Origin of the sequence: Kitasatospora sp. NPDC089509 (assembly GCF_044749365.1) — a bacterium.
In the GTDB taxonomy this organism is placed as follows: Bacteria; Actinomycetota; Actinomycetes; order Streptomycetales; family Streptomycetaceae; genus Kitasatospora.
This window is the reverse complement of record NZ_JBIVHS010000017.1, coordinates 93,107-111,777: the sequence shown is the minus strand read 5'-3', so window position 1 is coordinate 111,777 and position 18,671 is coordinate 93,107. Positions and strand designations below refer to the sequence as shown.

At 72.1% G+C, this 18,671-nt stretch carries 13 protein-coding genes and 1 tRNA gene; 7 read left to right on the top strand and 7 right to left on the bottom strand.

What is annotated here, in order from left to right; all coding sequences use genetic code 11:
- Nucleotides 1–69 precede the first annotated feature (69 nt).
- From ACIP4P_RS29820 to ACIP4P_RS29810, 3 genes are all read left to right on the top strand, one after another.
- A complete protein-coding gene (locus ACIP4P_RS29820) occupies nt 70–1,107 on the top strand; it encodes a hypothetical protein (protein ID WP_400923717.1) in 1,038 nt (345 codons plus the stop codon).
- A gap of 67 nt (nt 1,108–1,174) precedes the next feature.
- Nucleotides 1,175–2,341: an HK97 family phage prohead protease gene (locus ACIP4P_RS29815; RefSeq protein WP_400923715.1), complete on the top strand. Its 1,167-nt coding sequence runs from the start codon at nt 1,175–1,177 to the stop codon at nt 2,339–2,341.
- A gap of 34 nt (nt 2,342–2,375) precedes the next feature.
- Nucleotides 2,376–2,452: transfer RNA gene (locus ACIP4P_RS29810), tRNA-Met, on the top strand.
- 60 nt (nt 2,453–2,512) lie between these two features.
- On the opposite strand, the gene ACIP4P_RS29805 is transcribed toward ACIP4P_RS29810, so the two are convergent.
- From ACIP4P_RS29805 to gntD, 6 genes are all read right to left on the bottom strand, one after another.
- A complete protein-coding gene (locus tag ACIP4P_RS29805; protein WP_400923713.1) occupies nt 2,513–4,159 on the bottom strand; it encodes a glutamate--tRNA ligase in 1,647 nt (548 codons plus the stop codon).
- A 115-nt stretch (nt 4,160–4,274) separates the two neighbouring features.
- Nucleotides 4,275–6,431, bottom strand: coding sequence for an asparagine synthase-related protein (locus tag ACIP4P_RS29800; protein ID WP_400923711.1), 2,157 nt, complete (start codon nt 6,429–6,431; stop codon nt 4,275–4,277).
- Nucleotides 6,428–10,249 (bottom strand): SDR family NAD(P)-dependent oxidoreductase, encoded by a 3,822-nt coding sequence (locus ACIP4P_RS29795; protein ID WP_400923709.1) that lies wholly within the window; start codon nt 10,247–10,249, stop codon nt 6,428–6,430. Before ACIP4P_RS29795 ends, ACIP4P_RS29800 begins: the two co-directional genes overlap by 4 nt.
- Entirely contained in the window at nt 10,246–12,069 is a 1,824-nt protein-coding gene (locus ACIP4P_RS29790) for an AMP-binding protein (RefSeq protein WP_400923707.1), read from the bottom strand. The genes ACIP4P_RS29795 and ACIP4P_RS29790 overlap by 4 nt, the downstream gene beginning before the upstream one ends.
- On the bottom strand, nt 12,066–13,190 hold the full coding sequence (gene vioD, locus ACIP4P_RS29785; RefSeq protein WP_400923705.1) for a capreomycidine synthase: 1,125 nt from the start codon (nt 13,188–13,190) through the stop codon (nt 12,066–12,068). Before vioD ends, ACIP4P_RS29790 begins: the two co-directional genes overlap by 4 nt.
- Nucleotides 13,190–14,176 carry a guanitoxin biosynthesis L-enduracididine beta-hydroxylase GntD gene (gntD, locus tag ACIP4P_RS29780; RefSeq protein WP_400923703.1) on the bottom strand — a complete coding sequence of 329 codons (987 nt, stop codon included), beginning with the start codon at nt 14,174–14,176 and terminating at the stop codon, nt 13,190–13,192. The genes vioD and gntD overlap by 1 nt, the downstream gene beginning before the upstream one ends.
- A gap of 369 nt (nt 14,177–14,545) precedes the next feature.
- Between gntD and ACIP4P_RS29775 the strand changes: the two genes are divergently transcribed.
- A complete protein-coding gene (locus ACIP4P_RS29775; RefSeq protein ID WP_400923701.1) occupies nt 14,546–15,442 on the top strand; it encodes a helix-turn-helix domain-containing protein in 897 nt (298 codons plus the stop codon).
- On the top strand, nt 15,423–15,653 hold the full coding sequence (locus tag ACIP4P_RS29770; RefSeq protein WP_400923699.1) for a DUF397 domain-containing protein: 231 nt from the start codon (nt 15,423–15,425) through the stop codon (nt 15,651–15,653). Before ACIP4P_RS29775 ends, ACIP4P_RS29770 begins: the two co-directional genes overlap by 20 nt.
- Before the next feature lie 141 nt (nt 15,654–15,794).
- Here ACIP4P_RS29770 and ACIP4P_RS29765 read toward each other — a convergent pair whose 3' ends face one another.
- The gene (locus ACIP4P_RS29765; RefSeq protein ID WP_400923697.1) at nt 15,795–16,184 is read right to left on the bottom strand and encodes a hypothetical protein; all 390 of its coding nucleotides are present in this window, start codon (nt 16,182–16,184) and stop codon (nt 15,795–15,797) included.
- Nucleotides 16,185–16,791: 607 nt separating this feature from the next.
- Between ACIP4P_RS29765 and ACIP4P_RS29760 the strand changes: the two genes are divergently transcribed.
- Nucleotides 16,792–18,108: a phage major capsid protein gene (locus ACIP4P_RS29760; RefSeq protein ID WP_400923695.1), complete on the top strand. Its 1,317-nt coding sequence runs from the start codon at nt 16,792–16,794 to the stop codon at nt 18,106–18,108.
- Nucleotides 18,108–18,542: a hypothetical protein gene (locus ACIP4P_RS29755; protein WP_400923693.1), complete on the top strand. Its 435-nt coding sequence runs from the start codon at nt 18,108–18,110 to the stop codon at nt 18,540–18,542. Before ACIP4P_RS29760 ends, ACIP4P_RS29755 begins: the two co-directional genes overlap by 1 nt.
- Nucleotides 18,543–18,671: the final 129 nt, after the last annotated feature.

Sequence of the window (18,671 nt, the reverse complement as noted above, 5' to 3'; positions counted from 1 at the left end):
TCGGCGCGACACCACCCCGCGGCCGGTGCCACGCTGCCGCCGTCCTGATCCCCGGCGGAAGGCGGTGCGGTGCACGACCTCCCTGCCGTCACCCTGCGGCTGCGCCGCAAGAACCGGCTCTGGGACGAAGCCCGGCACGCGCGCGACCTCCAAGGCCGCTTCGCCCACCACCCGGGCGCTGGCCGCGTCGGCCTCCCAGGCACCCTCGCGGACGACCACGCCGTAAGCCAGGACGACCTGCTCGGGAAACGGGGAAGGTCCCCCGGCAAAGTCAAGGCCGCCATGTGCGACTCGCTCGCCCGGCGGATGGACAGCATCCCCGACGAGCAGCTGCTGGACGAGCGCCAACGCGACCGCCTCGCCCGGGTACGCTCCGGACACCTCGCCGCGTACCGCCCGGAGTCCGGGGCCAACGGCTACGCCGACTACGTCGAACAAGCCGACCTCGACAGCGGCGCCCGCCGCGAGCCCTGGGGCTATGTGAGGATGAACGCCGAGGAGTACCGGGACTTCGCGCGCGCCGAGGCCGTCTCCTCCCACGTCGCCGGATGGGCGGCGACCTCCAACGACCACGACCCTGACGCCCTCACCCTCCAGGAGAGCGCCCGCCAAGCCTTTCACCTCACCGACACCATGGCCTGGGAGCACGGGGACGCCGACCTCGACGCCGAAACCGCCCAGGCCCTGGCCGACGACGGGCCCGTGCTGCACGCCTTCCTCACCGCCATGTGGGAGAGCACCCAGGCGCACTTCGCCGGCCTCGGCGTAACCCACGTCACCGTCCACCGGGGCTTCACCGGAGGCTACGACGACACCTGCGTCAGCGGCCTCGACAGCCCGGGCACGGTCACTGACCTGCCCCTGCGCCCGCTGTCGTCCTTCACCACCGAAGAACACGTCGCCGCCGACTTCGCCACGCACGGCGGCGAGGTCCCCGTCGGCTACACAATCAGCGGCGACGTGCCGGTCACCCGTATCCTGGCCGTGCCCGGGACCGGCATCGGCTGCCTGGACGAATCCGAGATCGTCATCCTCGTGGGCCCCGGCGACTGGCACGTCCAGCAGGTTCACGCCGAGACCGACGGCGACAACTGGTACGACGAGTAGAACGAGACCCAAGCCCGCCGCCCGCCTACCGTGACCGCCACCAACCCAGCGAACCGGGAGCGACACGGTGGCACCGACCCCCAGCAGCACGCTGGACCACAAGCAGGCGACCCTCGGCGTCCTGGAGACCGACGACGACCAGGGCACCTTCACCACCCTCGTGTCGATCACCGGGCTCCGCGACCACGACGGCGACGTGATCGAGCCCGGCGCCTACACCCGCACCCTCACGCAGATCACGCCGAAGGGCGTCTGGTCGCACGACTGGAACGTGTGGACCGCCCGCACCGAGCACACCGAGGAGCTGCTCCCCGGCGACCCGCGGCTGCCCGCCACCTTGCCGACCGGGCAGCCCTGGCCCGCCGAGGCCGGCGCGCTCCTCGTCAAGGGCCGCTGCAACCTTGCGACCCAGGCCGGGAAGGACATGTACGCCAACCTGCTGTTCTTCGGCGACCAGGTGCAGTGGTCGATCGGCTACCAGGTCCGAACGGCCAAACGCGCCAGAGGAGTTCGCCTCATCACCGACCTCGACCTGTACGAGTACAGCCCGGTGCTGTTCGGCGCGAACCCCTATACCTCGACCCTCGACCTCAAACAGCTCAAGGCCCGGGGGCTCCTGACCGACACCCAAGTAGAACTAGCGCCGCTGGCCGGCACACTGGAGGAGCGGATCGACGCCATCGCCTCCGCCGTGGAGCAGCGCCTGCGTCCCACCGAAGGCGACCGCCTCGACGGCACAGTGCAGATCATCGGCACCTACCCAGATCGGGTCATCGCCACCATCTGGAAGTACACCCAGGACGGCTTCGGCTCGACCAGCTGGGAAGTCCCCTACACGCTCTCCGGCGATGGCGCCCCAACCATCGGCCAGCCCGCCCCCGTGCGCCTGGTCCTCGACGTCGAAGCAACCGGTCCCGACGCGGCGCTGGCGGCCCTCACACCCGACGTCGAGCGGGTGGCCTCCCAGATGAAGACCCTCGCGGACCTCCAGCGTAAAGCGGGGCGGGTCCTCTCCGGGGAGAACGCCGACCGCCTCGCCCTCGCCGTTCAGCACCTGGTCGCCGTGCTCACCGCCGCCGGCATCGACTGGCAGCCACCCGAGCCTCCGGCCGACGAGAGCAAGACCCTGGCCACGGCGGTGATCGAGCCAGGCGAGATCAGCGCGGCGCTCTCCCTGTTCGCGGACGCGCGGACCGGCACCAGCACCAGCCACGTGCAGGAACCCGGTTTGTGATCGCCAGCGCGTGCCGTAGAGTCAGGGGCACCGACGCGGGGTGGAGCAGCTCGGTAGCTCGCTGGGCTCATAACCCAGAGGTCGCAGGTTCAAATCCTGTCCCCGCTACCACGTACGTCGAAGGGGCGGACACGCAGCGCGTGTCCGCCCCTTCGACGTCCCAGTCGTTGGTCAGACCGTCCTCACGGCGTCCAGGCGCCGTCGCACCTCGGCTTCTCCGAGCGTCGCCGCCACCAGGTGCAGAGCGGGGCTGCGGGTCGATCCGGTGAGTAGCACGCGGATGGCCTGCGACGCCTCCTTGATCGAGCCCACGTACTTGTCGGGGTTCTGCTTGTAAGTCCTGGCGCTGTCGGCGAAGTTCAGCTCAGCGGAGACGGCACGGATCTGGTTGAACCAGGCGTCGCCGTCCTCGATGGCCTGGTAGCGGTCGAGCAGACGCCGGCTGAGTTCCTGGACCACGTCCGGGGCCAGGCCACCGAACCGCGGGTCGGCGGGGTCGGCGACGGGGACGAAGAGCTGCTGGAAGAAGAAGCCGTAGTGGGTACGGAAGTTGCTCCACATGCGGAGGTCCTTGCGCGGGTTGTCGAAGCCGTCGCGCTCCACAGCGATGGCCCGCAGAGCCAGACCCTCCTCGGCCTGCAACACCTCGGCGAGCGGCAGGTCGTAGGCCTTCGCCCACTCCTTGACGCGCTCCAGGACGGTGGTGCCGGGCAGGGTTGCCACGTGGTTGGCGCAGATGTCCTCCAGCTTCGCGAGGTCGACCAGTGCGCCGGTCACGCCGCACTCCTCCAGGCGCACGGGTTCGCGCAGGGCCTGGTCGAGGGGCATCTCAGCGAGCCGGCCGTTGGCCAGGCCGCGCAGGTAGTACAGGACGGCCTCGGTCGGGTAGCCAGCCTGGGCGTAGAACTCGACGTCGGCCTCGGGATCCTTGCGCTTGCTGAGCTTGCGGCGGGTTTTGCCCTCCTGCTTCATCAACGGGGCGATGTGGGCGTAGGGGATGCGGGGGAACCCGAGGGCGTCGAAGAGCTGGTGGTGGACCGGGACGGAGGACAGCCACTCGTCACCGCGGATCACGACGGTGACGCCCATCAGGTGATCGTCCACGGCGTGGGCGAGGTGGTAGGTGGGCAGGCGCAGCGGCCTGTCGGAGGTCTTGAGGATGACGGTGTCGGCGCGGTTGTCGTCCATCTCGATGCTGCCGCGGATACGGTCGGTGAAGACGATACGGCCCGCGTCAGTGCCGGGGGAGCGGAACCGCACGACGTACGGGACACTGGCGGCGAGCTGGTCGCGGACCGCGTCGTCGTCGGCGTCACGCCAGGGCGCCCACTGGCCGTAGTAGCCGCTCGGCAGCTTCTTGGCGAGCTGGTCGGCGCGCAGCGCCTCGAGTTCGTCCTTCGTGGCGAAGCACGGGTAGGCGCGGCCCTGGCGCATGAGTTCGCGGACGTAGGTCTGGTAGATGCGGGCGCGCCGGGACTGGGTGTAGGGCCCGTAGAGGCCGGTGGCGTCGGTCTCGTCGGAGGCGACGTCGAAGTGGCGGAAGGCGCGGTCGAAGCGGTCGACGGCGCCTTCGACTTCGCGGGCCTGATCGGTGTCCTCGATGCGCACGAAGTACAGGCCGCCGCTCTGGTGGGCGATGGCCGAGTCGATCGCGGCGACGTGGATGCCGCCGATGTGCGCGTGACCGGTCGGGGACGGACAGAACCGGGTGACCTCGGCACCGGCGGGCATCTGGCGGGCGGGGTACTGCTGCTCCCAGTGGGCCGGCGCGGGCAGGTCCGGGTCGAAGAGCGCGTCGATCTCGCTGGGGTTGAGCACGGGGGTCCTCCGGGTGCGGTGTTTGCTCGCCGTGACGGCGGCCTGGCGGTTCGGTCGGTACCGGCGGGCCGGGCCGCTGGCCCGCATGGTACGCGAGCGAGCGGCCCGGCCTGCCCTAACGCCTGCTGGCCGGACGGGAGTTCGACGAGTGAAGGCTCGTCACATCCGAGGGCTGGGTGAGGGGGGTTTCCGCGCCGTGGACGTCCAGGTGGGCCGTGGCGGTCTCCACCCAGTACCGGGGCCCGGGGCATCCTTCCTGGACGCCGTAGACGGCCGCCGCGCTGCGTCCTCGGAGCCGCAGGAAGTGCGCGAGGGCCTGGCTCATGGGCTGGGAGGCGCCGTTGACGAGCGGGAAAGCGCAGGCCCGGCGCGCCAGGTCGGTGAGCGTCTCGCCGAGTACCGGATCGGCGGCGGTCGCCCGGGCGGGCGGAACGGGTATGCCGGGGTGCAGCTGGTGGGCGATGTTGAGCGCGGCCAGGGCAACGACGTGCCTGCGGGCAGGACGGCGTCGGTGCCGGGCGGCGGGCAGCTGCGGGCGCTCCAGGGCGGGCGGCGCCGAGGGGCTGCTCACGGTCACGGACGGCCGGTGCGGGGGACGTGGAGCGGCCTGGTCGAGCCACGCGGTCAGGGCGGCGGGGCGGATCCACTCCTCGCTGTGCCAGAGCGGGTGGTCGGGGTGTTCGGTATCGGACGGCAGACGCAGCCCGATGCGCTGCGCGGTGGTCGAGCCGAGCAGGTCCAGCAGGTCACCGTGCTCGTCGGTGCGTACGGCGTGGAGGATCGTGCCGTCGGCGCTGCCGATCTTCGGGTGGAGCGCGATCTGCGGGTCCAGCCAGGCCAAGGCCGCCTGCCGTAGAAGCCACTTCGGCTGGAAGCCGACGACCGAGGGTTGGAGGGCTGCGCGGTGCAGCGCGAGGGCGGGGGCGATGATCTGGGCGTCCACGAGGGGGCTGAGGACGGCTATGCCCGGGGCCTGCGTGCTGGCGGGCTCCCACTCCGGGACGGCCGCCGCTCGGCGCGCCGAGCCCAGCGCGGACCATGTCCAGCCCTGGAGCCATCGCTCGCGGTCCGCATGCAGGGCTTTGGCCCGGGCGGAGGCGACCTGTTCGGTGAGCGCGTCACCGAGCAGCGTGTCGAGGGCGGTGGCTGTGTGGCCGGGTGCCGGGGCGTGTCCGCGAAGGTGGCGCAGGGTGCGGTGTGCGCGCAGGAGCGGTTCCACGCCGCGCTGCTGGGTTCGCAGCGCGTGGTGGCCGAGCGCGGCCGGCAGGGCGCGCGGGTGGCGGGCGAGGAGGTCGACCAGGAGCTCGTCACGTTCGGCGAAGACCTCGTCGCCGCCGTCGCCGGTGGCGATGGCGTCGCAGTCGAAGTCGGTGTGGGCGACGGCGAGGATCTCCTCGAAGGCGGCCGCGAAGGGTGAGCCGGTGGGCAGGGCGGTCACGGCGTTGACGTCGCGCAGGGAGGCGACCAGGCCGGGCTTGGCGGGGAGGTCGACCGGCTCGCTCGTGGCCCCGTACTGGCGCAGGAACCGGGCGCGCAGCCGCTCTTCGGCCGGCGTTCCGAGGCCGCTGCCGACGTTGAGCAGCACCACGCGGTCGGGGGCGCGGCGCAGCAGGGCGGCTGCGATGAGGGTGGAGTCCAGGCCGCCGCTGAACAGGCAGGCCACACGGCGATGCCGGGTGAGGATACGGTCGGCGAGGTCATCGAGGCGGTCGCGCAGCTGGACGGTGCTGGTCCCCAGCGCCTGGGAGGCATGCTCGGGGTTGCGGTGCGGCGTCCAGATCGCCTCGGCGCGGATCGTTCGGTCGGGCCGGATCACGGCGGCGTGGCCGGGTTGCAGGGTGAGGATGCCCCGGTAGAGGGAGGGCAGAAGACCGCGGGTCCAGCGGGCGCCGGTCAGGAACGCGGCGGCGCCGTCCGGGTCGGGTGTGCGGGCGCCGACGGCCCAGGCGAGGGTGCGTAGGTCGGAGGAGAGCAGCAGGCTGGCGCCGTCCCAGGCCAGGTGGATCTCGGCGCGCCAGACGGGGGGCAGCTCGATGCGCAGCTCGCGGGTGGTGGCGATGAGCACGATCGGGGTGCTGTCGAGGGCGGCCTGCCAGGCGGAGTCGGACCAGTAGGCGACGGTGGGGCCGTCGTGGTGGCGGGCGGCGAGGTCGGCGTTGAGGAGCAGCGGGGCGGTTTCGTCGGCGTGACCCGTGGTGAGCAGGTCGTTCCAGCCGGCCGTGCGGGCCGCGGTGGAGGCGCTGTCGGGCGCCCAGACGGCTCGGAGCGTCATGTCGAAGGTCCTTCCGGACGGGCGTTGCGGTGGACGATGTCGGCCACGCTCGGGTGCTGGAGCAGCGTGGTGTGGTGGGCGTCGAGGACGTGGACGGCGTGGCCGTGCTGGGCGAGGGCGGCCCAGCCCCACGAGGGGTCGTCGACGGGGGCGGGCAGCACGCCCACGAGCAGGTCGTCGTACTCGGGCTCGGCGGCGCGCACCACCACGATGCGGCCCGGATAGGGACGGGGCCGGTAGCGCTCGGCGGCCGCAAGGCGGTGCCGGTAGCCGACGGCGAGGCGTGTGGCCAGGTCGGTGGTGAAGGCCCTGGGCACGATCTGCTGGGCGCGCAGCTCGTCCAGCAGGTGGGCCAAGGCCTGCTCGGGAGGGTCGTGGCGTAGGTGATCGGGGTCGATGGCGAGGCGCCGACCGGCTTCGCGGGCGCGGTGGCTGGTGATGGCAGCCACGATCTCGGCGGCGGGGACCTGGGCGATGCTGCGGGGGCCAGGGCCTGCGGGCGCGGGCATGTCGAGGACGACCACGGTCGGGGCGTGCCCAGTGGTGTCGTGCACGAGTTGTGCGACGGCCAGGGCCAGATGGCTGCCGAAGGAGAAGCCGAGGACGACGTCGGGGCTCGGCGCGCTGGCGGAGAGCCGCTCGTGGTGGTGGCGTGCCAGGTCCTCGATCGGGATCTCACCGGTGACGTCGGCCAGAGGCGGGCCGGTCAGCGCGTGGACGTGGTGGCTGCCGCCGAGCCGGTCGGCCAGGGCGGCGAAGACGTCGGCGGATCCGCTGATCGGATGCATGCACCACAGCGTCGACCGGCCGCCCTCGCCCCAGCTTCGGACCGCTGCGGTGCGCGGCCGCTGGCCGGTGGCCGGGGTCGCGTCGATCGCGGCGGCGAGGCCGCGGACAGAGGAGGCGGCGAAGTACAGCTCGGTGGGCAGGACGCGGCCGGTCTGAGCGCCGACCCGGGCGAGGACGTCGATCGCGGTGAGGGAGTCGGCGCCGCGCGCGGCAAGGTCGTCGTCCGGGCCCAGGCCGGGGTCGGCCAGGCCGCTGCGCCACGCATCCAGCAGGGTCGTGAGCAGGTCGCTGCGGGGCCCGGTGGCCGGCACCGGTGGCTCGGTGGAGTGGGTGGTGCTCAACGGGGCCCGCACGTAACGCTCGTAGCGGCCGGAGAAGCTCTCTCCCATGGCGACGAGGATGTGGCCGCTCTGATCGGACAGCAGCAGGCGGGTCAGGGCCTGCTCGGCTTCCCGGGGAGTCAGGCCATCCTGGACCATGCGCTGCTCGTGGGCCGAGGCGGTGGCGTCCTGGTGCTGCCAGGCGTCCCAGCCGATGCTGAGCCAGCGGGTGCGGGCGTGCTCGGCGTGCAGGGCGTAGCTGTCGGTCGCCGCCGAGGCCGCGCTGTAGGCCGGCAGTCCGATCGCGCCGAGCACCCCGGCGAGGGAGGACATCAGCACGACGCGCCGCACGTTGTGGCTGGCGGCTGCGGCGCGCAGCGTCGCGGCGGCGTCGATTTTGAGGACGAAGTGCTGCTCGTCGTCCCACAGCGGCAGGTGGGTGCTGTCCTGGTAGGCGGCCTCGCCGGAGATCCCAGCAGCCATGACGACCCGGTCGATCCGGCCCAGCTCGCGGGTGACCTGCGCGATGAGGGCCGTGAGGGCGAGAGGGTCGGCGGCGTCACACTCCCGCACGACGATGCGGGCCGGCAGCGCGGCGAGGTCGTCGGCTAGGCGGTGGGCGTTGTGCAGGCCGAGGCCGGGGCGGGCCGCGAGCACCAGCGTGCCGCCGGTGGCGGCGAGGACGCGGGCGGCGACGGTGCCGATCTGCCCGACACCCACGACGACCGACACACCGCCGACCGGGTTCGGCTCGGGTTCGGGCACGCGCGTGTAGGTGGGGCTCCACCAACGTCGGCCGCGCAGGGCGAGCACGGGCTCGGCGGCCCAGTCCACGCTGCGGCGCACCGCTTCGGCCAGCGCCCAGGGCTGAGTGCCGTCCAGATCGAGGGTGCGGGCGCGGACCGCAGGCACGTCCATCGACAGCGCCCGGGCCAGGCCCGTGAGCGTGGCCGCCCGGGGGTCGCCGCCCTCGGTGCCGAGCACCGGGTGCGCCCGCCGGGTCAGCAGCACGACATCCACGCCGCAGGCGGACGACCAGCCCGCGGTACTGGCGGCCACCGCCGCCAGCGCGTCGTACGCGCGCCGCGCGGGCTGGGAGCCGGCGCCAAGCGCGTACCCGCACACCACCAGGGTCCTGCCGGGCTGTTCCTCGGCGAGGCCGTTCGGTGCCCATGTCACCGGGGTGCCCTCGGGGACCGTCGTGGACAGCAGGTCGAACAGCCTGCGGCCCGTGTGGTCCTGCTCGGCCATCAGGACGACGCGCGCCCAGCTGGGGGCCTCGGCGCCGGGGTGCCCAGCCCACTGGCTCCAGCTGCTGCACCGGAACTCCACCTGGTCTCGGGCGGGCTCGGCCGTGCTGATGCTCTCGGCGGTGACAGGGTCAGGCCAGATTCGGCGAGGCCGGTAGCCCGCGTCCCGGAGCGTTGCCGGGCACGGTTCGGGAGCGCTGCCCGACGGCGGGGGCTCCTCCAGGACGATGTGGGCATTGGTGCCGCCGACACCGAAGCTGCTCACCCCCGCCCGGCGCACCCCTTCGGCTGACGCCCAGGGCTCGGGACGGGTCAGAACCCGCAGGGGTGCGGCGCCGGAGGTCAGGGCGGGGGAGGGCGTGGTGTGGTTGACCGTGCCCAGCAGCACGGCGTGGTGCAGGGCCAGGCTGGCACGGATCAGCCCGATCACGCCGGCCGCGATGTCCAGGTGCCCGACCGCGCCCTTCGCGGACCCCAGCGTCACGCCACCCGGATCGGGGTGGGAAGCGAACACCTCCGCGAGCGCCTGGAGTTCGACCTGATCGCCGAGAGCGGTCCCGGTGCCGTGCGTCTCGACGTAGCCGATCTGCCCGCCGTCGAGGCCCGCGCGGGCCAGCGCCGCACGGATCACCTCCGCCTGTCCGCTCCCGCTCGGCGCGGTGAACCCGTTCGAACGCCCGCCGTCGTTGGTGACGGCCGAGCCGCGGATCACCGCGTAGATGCGCGCCCCGTCGGCCACGGCGTCCTCCAGGCGGCGCAGCGCCACCAGGGCCGCGCCGTCGCCCATCACCGTGCCGTCGGCGGCGGCGTCGAAGGGCCGGCAGACGCCGGAGGCGCTGTGGATCGACGCGCTCTCGTACTGCCAGCCCGGGGATTGGGGCAAGACGATGGACGCTCCGCCGGCCAGCGCCTGGTCGGCCTCGCGCAGCAGCAGGGCCTGACAGGCCAGGTGGACCGCCACCAGGGAGGACGAACAGGCGGTCTGCACGGCAACGCACGGTCCCCGCAGTCCGAGCCGGTAGGCGAGCCTGGTGGCGGCGAAGTCCTGGGCGGTGCCGGCCTCGAACTCCAGAGCGCTGACCGGGCCGGAGCGGGCCAGCAGGTCGCGGTAGCCGCTGTGGTTGGTGCCGCAGAACACCGCGGTCCGCTCGCGGACGGCGGTGTTCTGCGGGCGGCCGGCGTCCGCGTCGGCCAAGGCCTTCCAGGCGCACTCCAGTAGGAGGCGCTGCTGCGGGTCGCAGGTCAGGGCTTCGCGCGGCGACATGCCGAAGAACGCGGGGTCGAAGAGGTCGACGTCGTCCAGCTGTCCCCGGGCGTAGAGGTGGGGGCCGTCCGTGGAGCGGGTGACGCTGGCGCGGTGGGCGAGGACGTTGTCCCACAGCTCCTGGACGGTGTCGGCGCCGGGCACGCGGGCGGCCATACCGACGACCGCGACCGCGTCCTCGGGAAGCGGCGTCATGACCGGCCCTCCGCCCCGTTGCGGCGTCGGCGTAGGACGCCCCGCGCCGCGTTGCGCAGTGAGCCGTGGTCGTGCTGAGCGGGCGTCTCGTCCGTCCGGCCGTCGACGTGGGCGGCGAGCGCGCGCACGCTCGGGTGGTCCAGGCAGTCGGCCGCCGAGACGTTGATGCCCAGCTCGCCCAGGCGAACCACCCACGTGAGCAGATCGAGCGAGGTCCCGCCCGCGTCCGCGAACCGCTTATCGGGGCCGGTCGGCGGGCAGCCCAGCGCCCCCTGCCACGCCTGGGCGACGGCGCGCTGCGTCGCCGTCGCCCAGACCGTGTCCGGCACGTCGGGCCCAGCGGCGGGCAGGAGATCGGCCAGGAGGTGCCGGTCGACCTTGCCGTGCGCGGTCGCCGGAAGCGCGTACAGGGGCACGACGTGGTGCGGGACGAGGTGCGCGGGCACGCGCCCCGCCAGCCAGGTCCGCACCCTGGCATCGAAGCCGGCCAGGTCCGCTCCGGTCGCGGGGACCACGAACGCCACCAGGCGCGCCCCCTCACCGGCCGTGCTGGGAACGGCCACGGCCGCCGCTTCGGCCACAGCCTCGCTCGCCACCAGGTGGCGTTCCAACTCGGTCAGGTCCACACGCACACCGCCGACCTTGACCTGCGCGTCCATGCGGCCCAGCACCCGCAGCTGCCCCGACGAGTCCAGCACGCCCAGGTCACCGGTGCGGTAGTACCGTCCGGAGGCCAGCGGACCCGTGCCCGGCACCTCCACGAACCGGGCGGCCGTCGCGTCGGGGGAGTCGAGGTAGCCGTCGGCCAGGCTCTCGCCGCCGATCCACACCTCCCCGACCTCTCCCGCACCGAGCGGTCCGCCGTCCTCACCGACCACCTGCACGGTGCTGTTGCCCAGCGCGGTACCGACCGTGTCGGTGGCCACCGGCTCCCGCGGGTCGAAGATCCGCAGGGTCGAGGTGATACCGGCCTCCGTCACCCCGTAGACATGCGCCAGCGGCAGACCCCGCTCCAAGGACTCCTCGATCAGCGCGGGCGGCGCCTGCTCGCCTCCCATGAGCAGCAGCCGCAGCGACCCCGGGAGCGGCCCGGGGCTGGAGCGCAGATGCCGCACGAGTAACTGCCAGTAGACGGTGGTCAGTTCCGCGACGGTGACGCCCCGCAGCTCCATTTCGCACAGCAACTGGGCGGGGTCATCAGGCTGCGCCCCGGTCAGAACCGCGGTGCCGCCCGCGCACCACACGGGCAGCAGCTCCTCGAACACCACATCGAAGGACGGCGGCGCCACCTGGAGGAATCGGTCCTCCGCGCCCAGGCCGATGGCGGAGCCGAACGCCCGGCAGTAGGCACCCAGCGCCCGGTGGGAGAGCACGACCGGCTTGGGCCGCCCGGTCGACCCGGAGGTGTGCATGACGTAGGCCGCGCCCGGCACGGTCCGGGCCCCCGAGGACGGTGGTTCCAGAAGGCGGACAGCGCCCGGCGCTTCGCCATCCACCAGGACGCCGGCCACACCGGCCCGCTCGCAGACCTCCCGCGTCCACGCCGGCGGGGCGGCGGCGTTGAGCGGCACCGCGACCGCGCCGGCCAGCCACACTGCCAGCAGGCTGCGGCAGAACGCGTGCCGGTCCGAGGTCTTGATGCCCACCAGGACGCCGGGCGCGATGCCGGTGGCACGCAGCCGCGCCGCCGTGGACTCGGCCTGCCGGTGCATCTCGGCGAAGGTGTGGATCCCGGTCACCGGGCTGTCGATCGCCACACCACCGGGGTTGGCGGCCACGCTGCGCCGCCACATGTCCGGGAAGCTGTCGTCGTGGTTCACTCGGCCTCCTCGGCCATGGTGTCCAGCAGGTGGGAGAGGGCGTCCAGGCCGGCTGCGAGGTCAGCGGTCGTACCGCCGAAGCCGAGCCGCACACGGCCGGGCACGCCGAAGGCTTCGCCGGGTACGAGCAGCACCCGGTACTCGCGCATCAGCCGCTCGCACAGCGCCATCGTGTCCGGGACGCGGGTGAGGTGCGGGAAGACGACGACGCCCGCCCCCGCGGTGGCGGACACTGCGTCTGGGCGCACGGACAGCCACTCGCGCACGAGGCGCCTGTTGGCGGCCGCGGTCGCCATGCGTGGACCGATCAGGTGCTCGGCCCCGTTCAGCGCCCGCTGCGCGACCCACTCGACCATCGGCGAGAGCGCGAGGGTGGTGTAGTCGCGTACCCCCACGGCGGCGTGCACGATCTCCGGGGCCGCGATGCCCCAGCCCACCCGTAGCCCCGGTAGACCGAACGCCTTCGACATGGTCCCGAAGCACAGGGCCCGCTCGTAGTGCGTCGGGGCCGGCAGCGCCGGTGCGTCGAACACCAAGTCCTCGAACGCACCGTCCCACAGCAGGTAGCAGCCGTGCTGCTCCACGATCGAGACGAGGTCGGTCAGCTCCGCCGAGGTGAGGGTGGCGCCGGTGGGGTTGTGCGGGAAGTTCACGATCACCGCCCGCGTGCTGCTGGTGACAAGGCGCCGCAACTCCTCAAGGTTCGGGCGGAACCCGTTCTGCGGCCGCAGCCGCCACCGGCGCACCCGGCAGCCGCGCGCCCGCACCGGAGCGAGCAGCGAGTGGTACGCCGGCTCCACGATGACCACCTCGTCCCCCGGCTCCAGCAGGGCCGCCAGGAACAGCAGCTGGGCCTCCGTCGAGCCGTTGCCCACCAGCACCCGCCCGGGGTCGCCGAGGCCGTAGCGCGCGGCGATCAGTGCCCGCAGCTCGTCGCCGCCAGCGGACTGCGAGTCCCGCAGGGACACCGCGGCCAGCTCCTCCATGTCGAAGCCGAGCAGGCCTCGAAGATCCGCCACCGTGTAGGGCTCGACACCGCTGGAGCTGATGTCGATGTCAGCCTCGTGGTACCGATCGCGCAGGAAGTCCTCCAAGAGGGCGCGCTCTACCAGCGGTCGCATCAGCCCACCACCTGGGCGAGCAGGCTCGGGCGGGCGGCGCGGGACTTGCGCAGGTCCCGGGTGACCAGCACGCGCTTGAGCCAGCGGTCCGTGCCGTCGTAGCGGGCCTCGAACGGCACCCGGCCGTGGACGGCCCGGAAGTTGTCGACGATCAGGATGTCGCCCGGCTCCAGCACGACGTTGCGCAGCCGACGGTCGATCTCGCGCGTCAGGCGCTCCAGCGCGGCCAGCGCCTCGGTGTCGGACGGGTCGATCGTCCCCCAGAACGAGCGGTCCGCCCGCAGGTAACCGCCCTCCAGCAGCGCGACCGCCGGCGGAGCGGCGAACATCGCCTCGATCCCCTCAAAATCGGCTCCGCCGGAGGCCGAGTTGTTCGACGCCAGGTGCGAGTTGTCCGGCAGGATGCGGAACCTGGGCTCGCCCAGAACCCGCCGGTCCGCCGCGCTCAACCGCAGGTCGTCCACGACGGCGACGGTCGTAGCGGTGGCGGTGGGGTTGCGCACGCACGCCAGGGCGAGCCAGTCGGGGCGCAGCGGGTGAAACGCATCCTCGGTGTGCCAGTCGAGCAGGACATCGGCCGCCGTCCCGAGCTGCTGGCCCTCGTTCTCCTTGATCGGCAGGACGTCGTGGATCACCCTGCCGTCCTGCTGCGTGGCCCAGCCGAACGCGTCGCCGAGCAGCCCCGCGTAGAGCACGAGCGTCAGGTCCAGCGCCAGCGTCGGGGAGGGGTCGGGCAACGTGTTCCAGTGCGCGGGGGTGGGGCCGGCCTCGGCGTCATCGACGTGGTGGCCGTGGATCACGGTGTAGCCGGGCTCGCGGCGCCGCAGTTCGTTCAGGTGCTCCTGGACCCGGTGCGGCAGCGCCCGGGCGAGCACCGGGGCGTGCTCCAGCAGCTCGGGGTCCTCCGCGCTGCCGTACTGGTCGCTCAGGGCCGCGACCAGCGAGGAGGTCTCCTCGCGCTCGGAATCGGTCAGGGACAGGTCCATGCGTGGCTCCTTCGGGTCTTCGCGCCCACAGCCGCTCGGCAGGGGCCGGCGGCCGGGAAAGGGGGTTGCAGTGCGGCGTCGGCCGGCGCCTTCGGATTGCGGGCAGGGGCCGTGCAGATGGGTCTCGGGCTGAACGAGATCGACTGGACCGGCGAGAGGACCGGGCTTAGGCCGAGGTGGAGAGGCGCGCATCCGGGCTGCTGTGCACGGGATCGCGGCAGGGCGCGACGCCATAAGGAGTGACCTTTCGCTCACTCCTCGTTGTCGCCCCCACAGCATGCCCCTGCGAAAGCCAGTTGGGCAATATGCCCATCTGAGATTGCCTCAGATCCGTTGCCCCGCAGTGGCGCACCCGCCAGACTGTGATCCATGGCGAAGAGGCCCCCAGCACCCCAGTCCGTTTACCGGCGTCAACTGGCGCCCCGGCTCAAGGCGTTACGCGAAGCCACCCCCGGAATGACCCTGACCGCGGTTGCCGAAGCCGTGGAGATCACGCAGGGCAGCCTCAGCCGTATCGAGACCGGCCAGCGCGGCACAACGCCCGTCCTCGTCAAGGCGCTCCTCGACCACTACGGCGTCACCGACCCCGAGGTCCGCGAAGACCTGCTGGACCTGGTGCGCGCCGACATCGCTCAGCGCAACTCGTGGTGGCGCAAGTACTCGGCTCTGATGGCCCCGACCCAGTACTCGGGCTACGTCGCCCTGGAGTCCAGCGCCTCCAGCCTCCACTCCTACGAGGCCCAGATCATCCCGGGGCTGCTGCAGACCAGGGACTACGCCCGCGCCGTCATCAGTGCCATGCGGGTCGACCTCGACGCCAAGAGCATCGAAGACCTCGTAGAGGTCCGCATGCGGCGCCAAGACCTGCTCACCTCGGACGAGCCCCCGAAGCTATGGGCCGTGATCGACGAGGCGGCAATCCGCCGCCTGCGCGGCACACCGGCGATCCTGGAGGGCCAGCTTCGTCACCTGCTGGACATGTCGCTGCGGCCGAACATCGTGATCCAGCTTCTCCCGTTCAGCATCGGTCTCCACCCCGCCGGTTACGGCCACTTCATGCGGATGGGCTTCCCCAGTCCGGCCGAAGATGTCGTCTGGGTGGAGAACCTGACCGTATCCGCGTGCCTCTCGGCGGCCGAGGACGTGGAACGCTACGACGAGGTCTTCGACCACCTGCGGGCCCGAGCCCTCGGCCCGCCGGAGACTCGCACCCGAATCACCGAAATGATCAAGGAGTTCCGTCCCAGTGACCAGCGCGAAGCCTGACCCTGCCGACCTCGACTTCTCCGACGTGACGTGGGAGAAGAGCCCTTACAGCGGCGGCAACAACAACTGCGTGGAGTTCGGAGACCTCGGAGATCATGTCGCAGTCCGCGACTCGCAGCGGACCGGACAGACTCCGCTCGTCTTCACCCGCGATGAGATCCGCGCCATGATCCTCGGCGCGAAGGCCGGCCACTTCGACCACCTCGCCTGATCCTGCCGACTGCTCCAGCAGGGCCGACCCCAGACGAAATGGGGTCGGCCTCGGGCCATCCTCCCAGACCGTGCAACCGCGACGCGTCGGGCACACGAGCCCCATCGACAGGTTCACCGCCCGGCGGGCCCGGTGAGAGCATCACCGCCTCGCCAGAACACCAACTGCCTTGTTGATGATGGGATCCCAGGCCCGCCCCGCAGCAGCGGCGGCGATCATCGCGTGCGAGATGCCGAGCCGCTCGGCAAGGTCCGTCGGCGAGTAGTTGCCACGCCCCAACTCATGGTTGCGGTAGGCAGCCCGAGTGATCGCCCCAAGGTCGGCCGTAGCCCACGTAGTCAACGCCCGGTAGCCCTCCCGGACCCAGAACTGCGTCTCGATGGCCCGGACCCCAGGCGGCAGGTTGGCATCGCCCCCGGTAGACCACTCAGCTGGGGCGATCAGGTGGGCGGCCGTGTGCACCTCGGCGTCCTGTACGCCGAGGTGCACACGCACAGTCGGGGGCAGGGCCATGCGTGCCAGCGCGGTCATCCAGCCCTCCGTAGCCAGGGCGAGGCAGCCCCATTGCCCGCGCGCGCGGGCCAGCGGCCACAAGCGCCAAGCTGCGTACTGGTGCAGCCACTCTTGAACCTGCGTGCAGGTGGGCGAAGGCCCGTACAGCTCGACTCGGGAGGACGTGCTGATTCGCAGCGCCCACCCGTCGGAGGCCCGGACTACCCGCAACTCCTCTCCGTCGACGGTCAGGAGCGGGTTCACGCCCTGGCTGGCTTCGGCGAGCTGGCCCGAAGGGGCCTCCAAGGGTGGGAGTTGGGGTCGTGGGAAGGGGTACATGAATCTCCAGCGCACAGGCCGGCGGATCACCGGCTGCCCGGCCCTCTGCCGGACAGCGCCACACTCACCTGCACCGCACCGGGATGGGCACAGCCAAATGCACTGTCATGTTGGCGACTTGGTGACGCCGGTCGGTGCGTCCCGCAGCGCTGGAGCGAGCCGTGATCCTCGACGCGACACTAGCGATCAGCTCTTCCTACGGTGTGCCGATCGCCGTGGCGATCCGGTGCTGACCGGTCGCACGGCTGGACCTCTTCCGTCCCGCGCTGGCGGGGTGGCCCGGCACCATCCCAAGGAGCGCCACACCGTGCCTACCACCATCGACAAGAGCCGGCTCAAGGAGCTGAACAGCGCGCTGCGCGCCAAGGCCGCCGACCTCGACACCATCAGCGCGTCCTTCGCCGTCGAGGACGGCGGAGTGACCGTCTCGGCGGAGAAGGCTGCCGCCTTCCGCAAGGCCCTTGGGGAGGCGCAGGAGATCAAGCAGCTCATCACCGACCTGGAAGGCGCGGTGACCGTCCACGCCTTCCTCAACGAGCCCACCTCGCAGCCCTTCGCCCCGCAGGACGCCGCTCTCGCGGCCCACCTGGCCAACCAAGGGAAGTCCCTCGGCCAGCAGTTCCTCGACAGCGAGGAGTTCAAGGGCCTCAAGGTCGCGGGCTTCCGAGGATCCTTCGACCAGATGGTGACCATCGACGGCAGCGCCCTGGACCAGCTCGGCCGAAAGGACGTGTTCAGCCGGAGCGCCGGCACCTCCGGCGTCCTCGGCTTCGGCACCCCCGAACACCTGGACATCGTGCCGCGCGCCGTACGGCCCGGCCGCATCCGGGACCTGTTCCCCTCCCAGACCACCACCGCGAACCTGCTCTACGGGGTGCGCGTCACCGGCTTTACCAACGCGGCGGCGATCGTGCCCGAGCGGGCCATGGAGGTGCCGCCCGGCGGCACGGCCGCCGTCGAGGTGTACGCGCGCGCTCCCCAGTCGAACCTGACCTTCAAGACCGTCACCTACCCGGTCGCAGAGATCGCGCACACCATCCCGGTCCACAAGAACACGCTCGCCGACGAGCCGCGGCTGCGCGACATCATCGACAGCGAACTCGTCGACGGCGTCAAGATGACTGAGGACAACGAGATCCTCTATGGCGCGGGCGGCGACGAGAAGATCACCGGCATCGTCAACACCCAGGGCGTGCAGACCTACGCCCAGGCCGACACCGACAAGCAGAGCGCGGCGATCCGGCGAGCGGCCACCCGCGCCGTGCTCGCCTACTACCCGCCGAGCGGCATCGTCCTCCACCCCTTCGACTTCGAGGACCTGGAACTGGAGACCGACCTCCAGGGCGCGTACCGGGTCGCCGTCAACGTCGCCATCGGCGCGCAGAAGATCGTCTGGCGGCTCGCCGTGGTGGACTCCATGGCGATCACCCAGGGCAAGTTCCTCGTCGGATCCTTCGGCCTGGGCGCCCGCTTGTACGACCGTGAGCAGGTCTCGGTCCAGGTATCGACCGAGAACCGCGACAACTTCGAGCGCGGCGTCGTCACGATGCGCGGCTCCGAGCGCATCGGCCTCGAGGTGCCGCGCCCCGAGAGCTTCGTCTACGGCACTCTCAAGGCCCACTGATGGCTGCCAGCGAGCCGGCCGAGCCCGCCACCACGCCCCCGACGGAAGCCTCCGACACAGGCGGCCCGGAACTGGAGACCCCGCCCGCCGAGCTTTCGGCGGCAGCGCCGCTCGACCCGCCGCCCAGCCCTACGGCCGCACCGCAGCCGCACCAGGCGGAGCCGACGACCCCGGGGATCACCGCTCACCAGCCCCTGGCCTCCGGGCACGTCGACCTGGTGGACGAGGACGGCAACCCGCTGACCCACGACCTGGAGCAGCTGTTCGACCTCACCCACCCCGAGCAGACCGTCGTCTTCCCCCGGCTGCGGATCTACCAGAGCCGGACCTACCCCGGCACCCACCGGACCGTCACGCAACTGCTCTACGTGCCGACGCAGGCGATCCCCCGAGACGAGTTCGAGGGCCTGCGGCTGGCACTCAGCGGGGAGTAGCCGCCGCAACAATCCACGGAGCCCGCCCCTGCCACCGGGGCGGGCTTCCCGGCGTTCTCCCGGAGGAAGAGCGGGAGCGCAACCACGGTCAGGGCTGCGGGTGGAGCCGGCGGCTGGAAGGATCAGCCG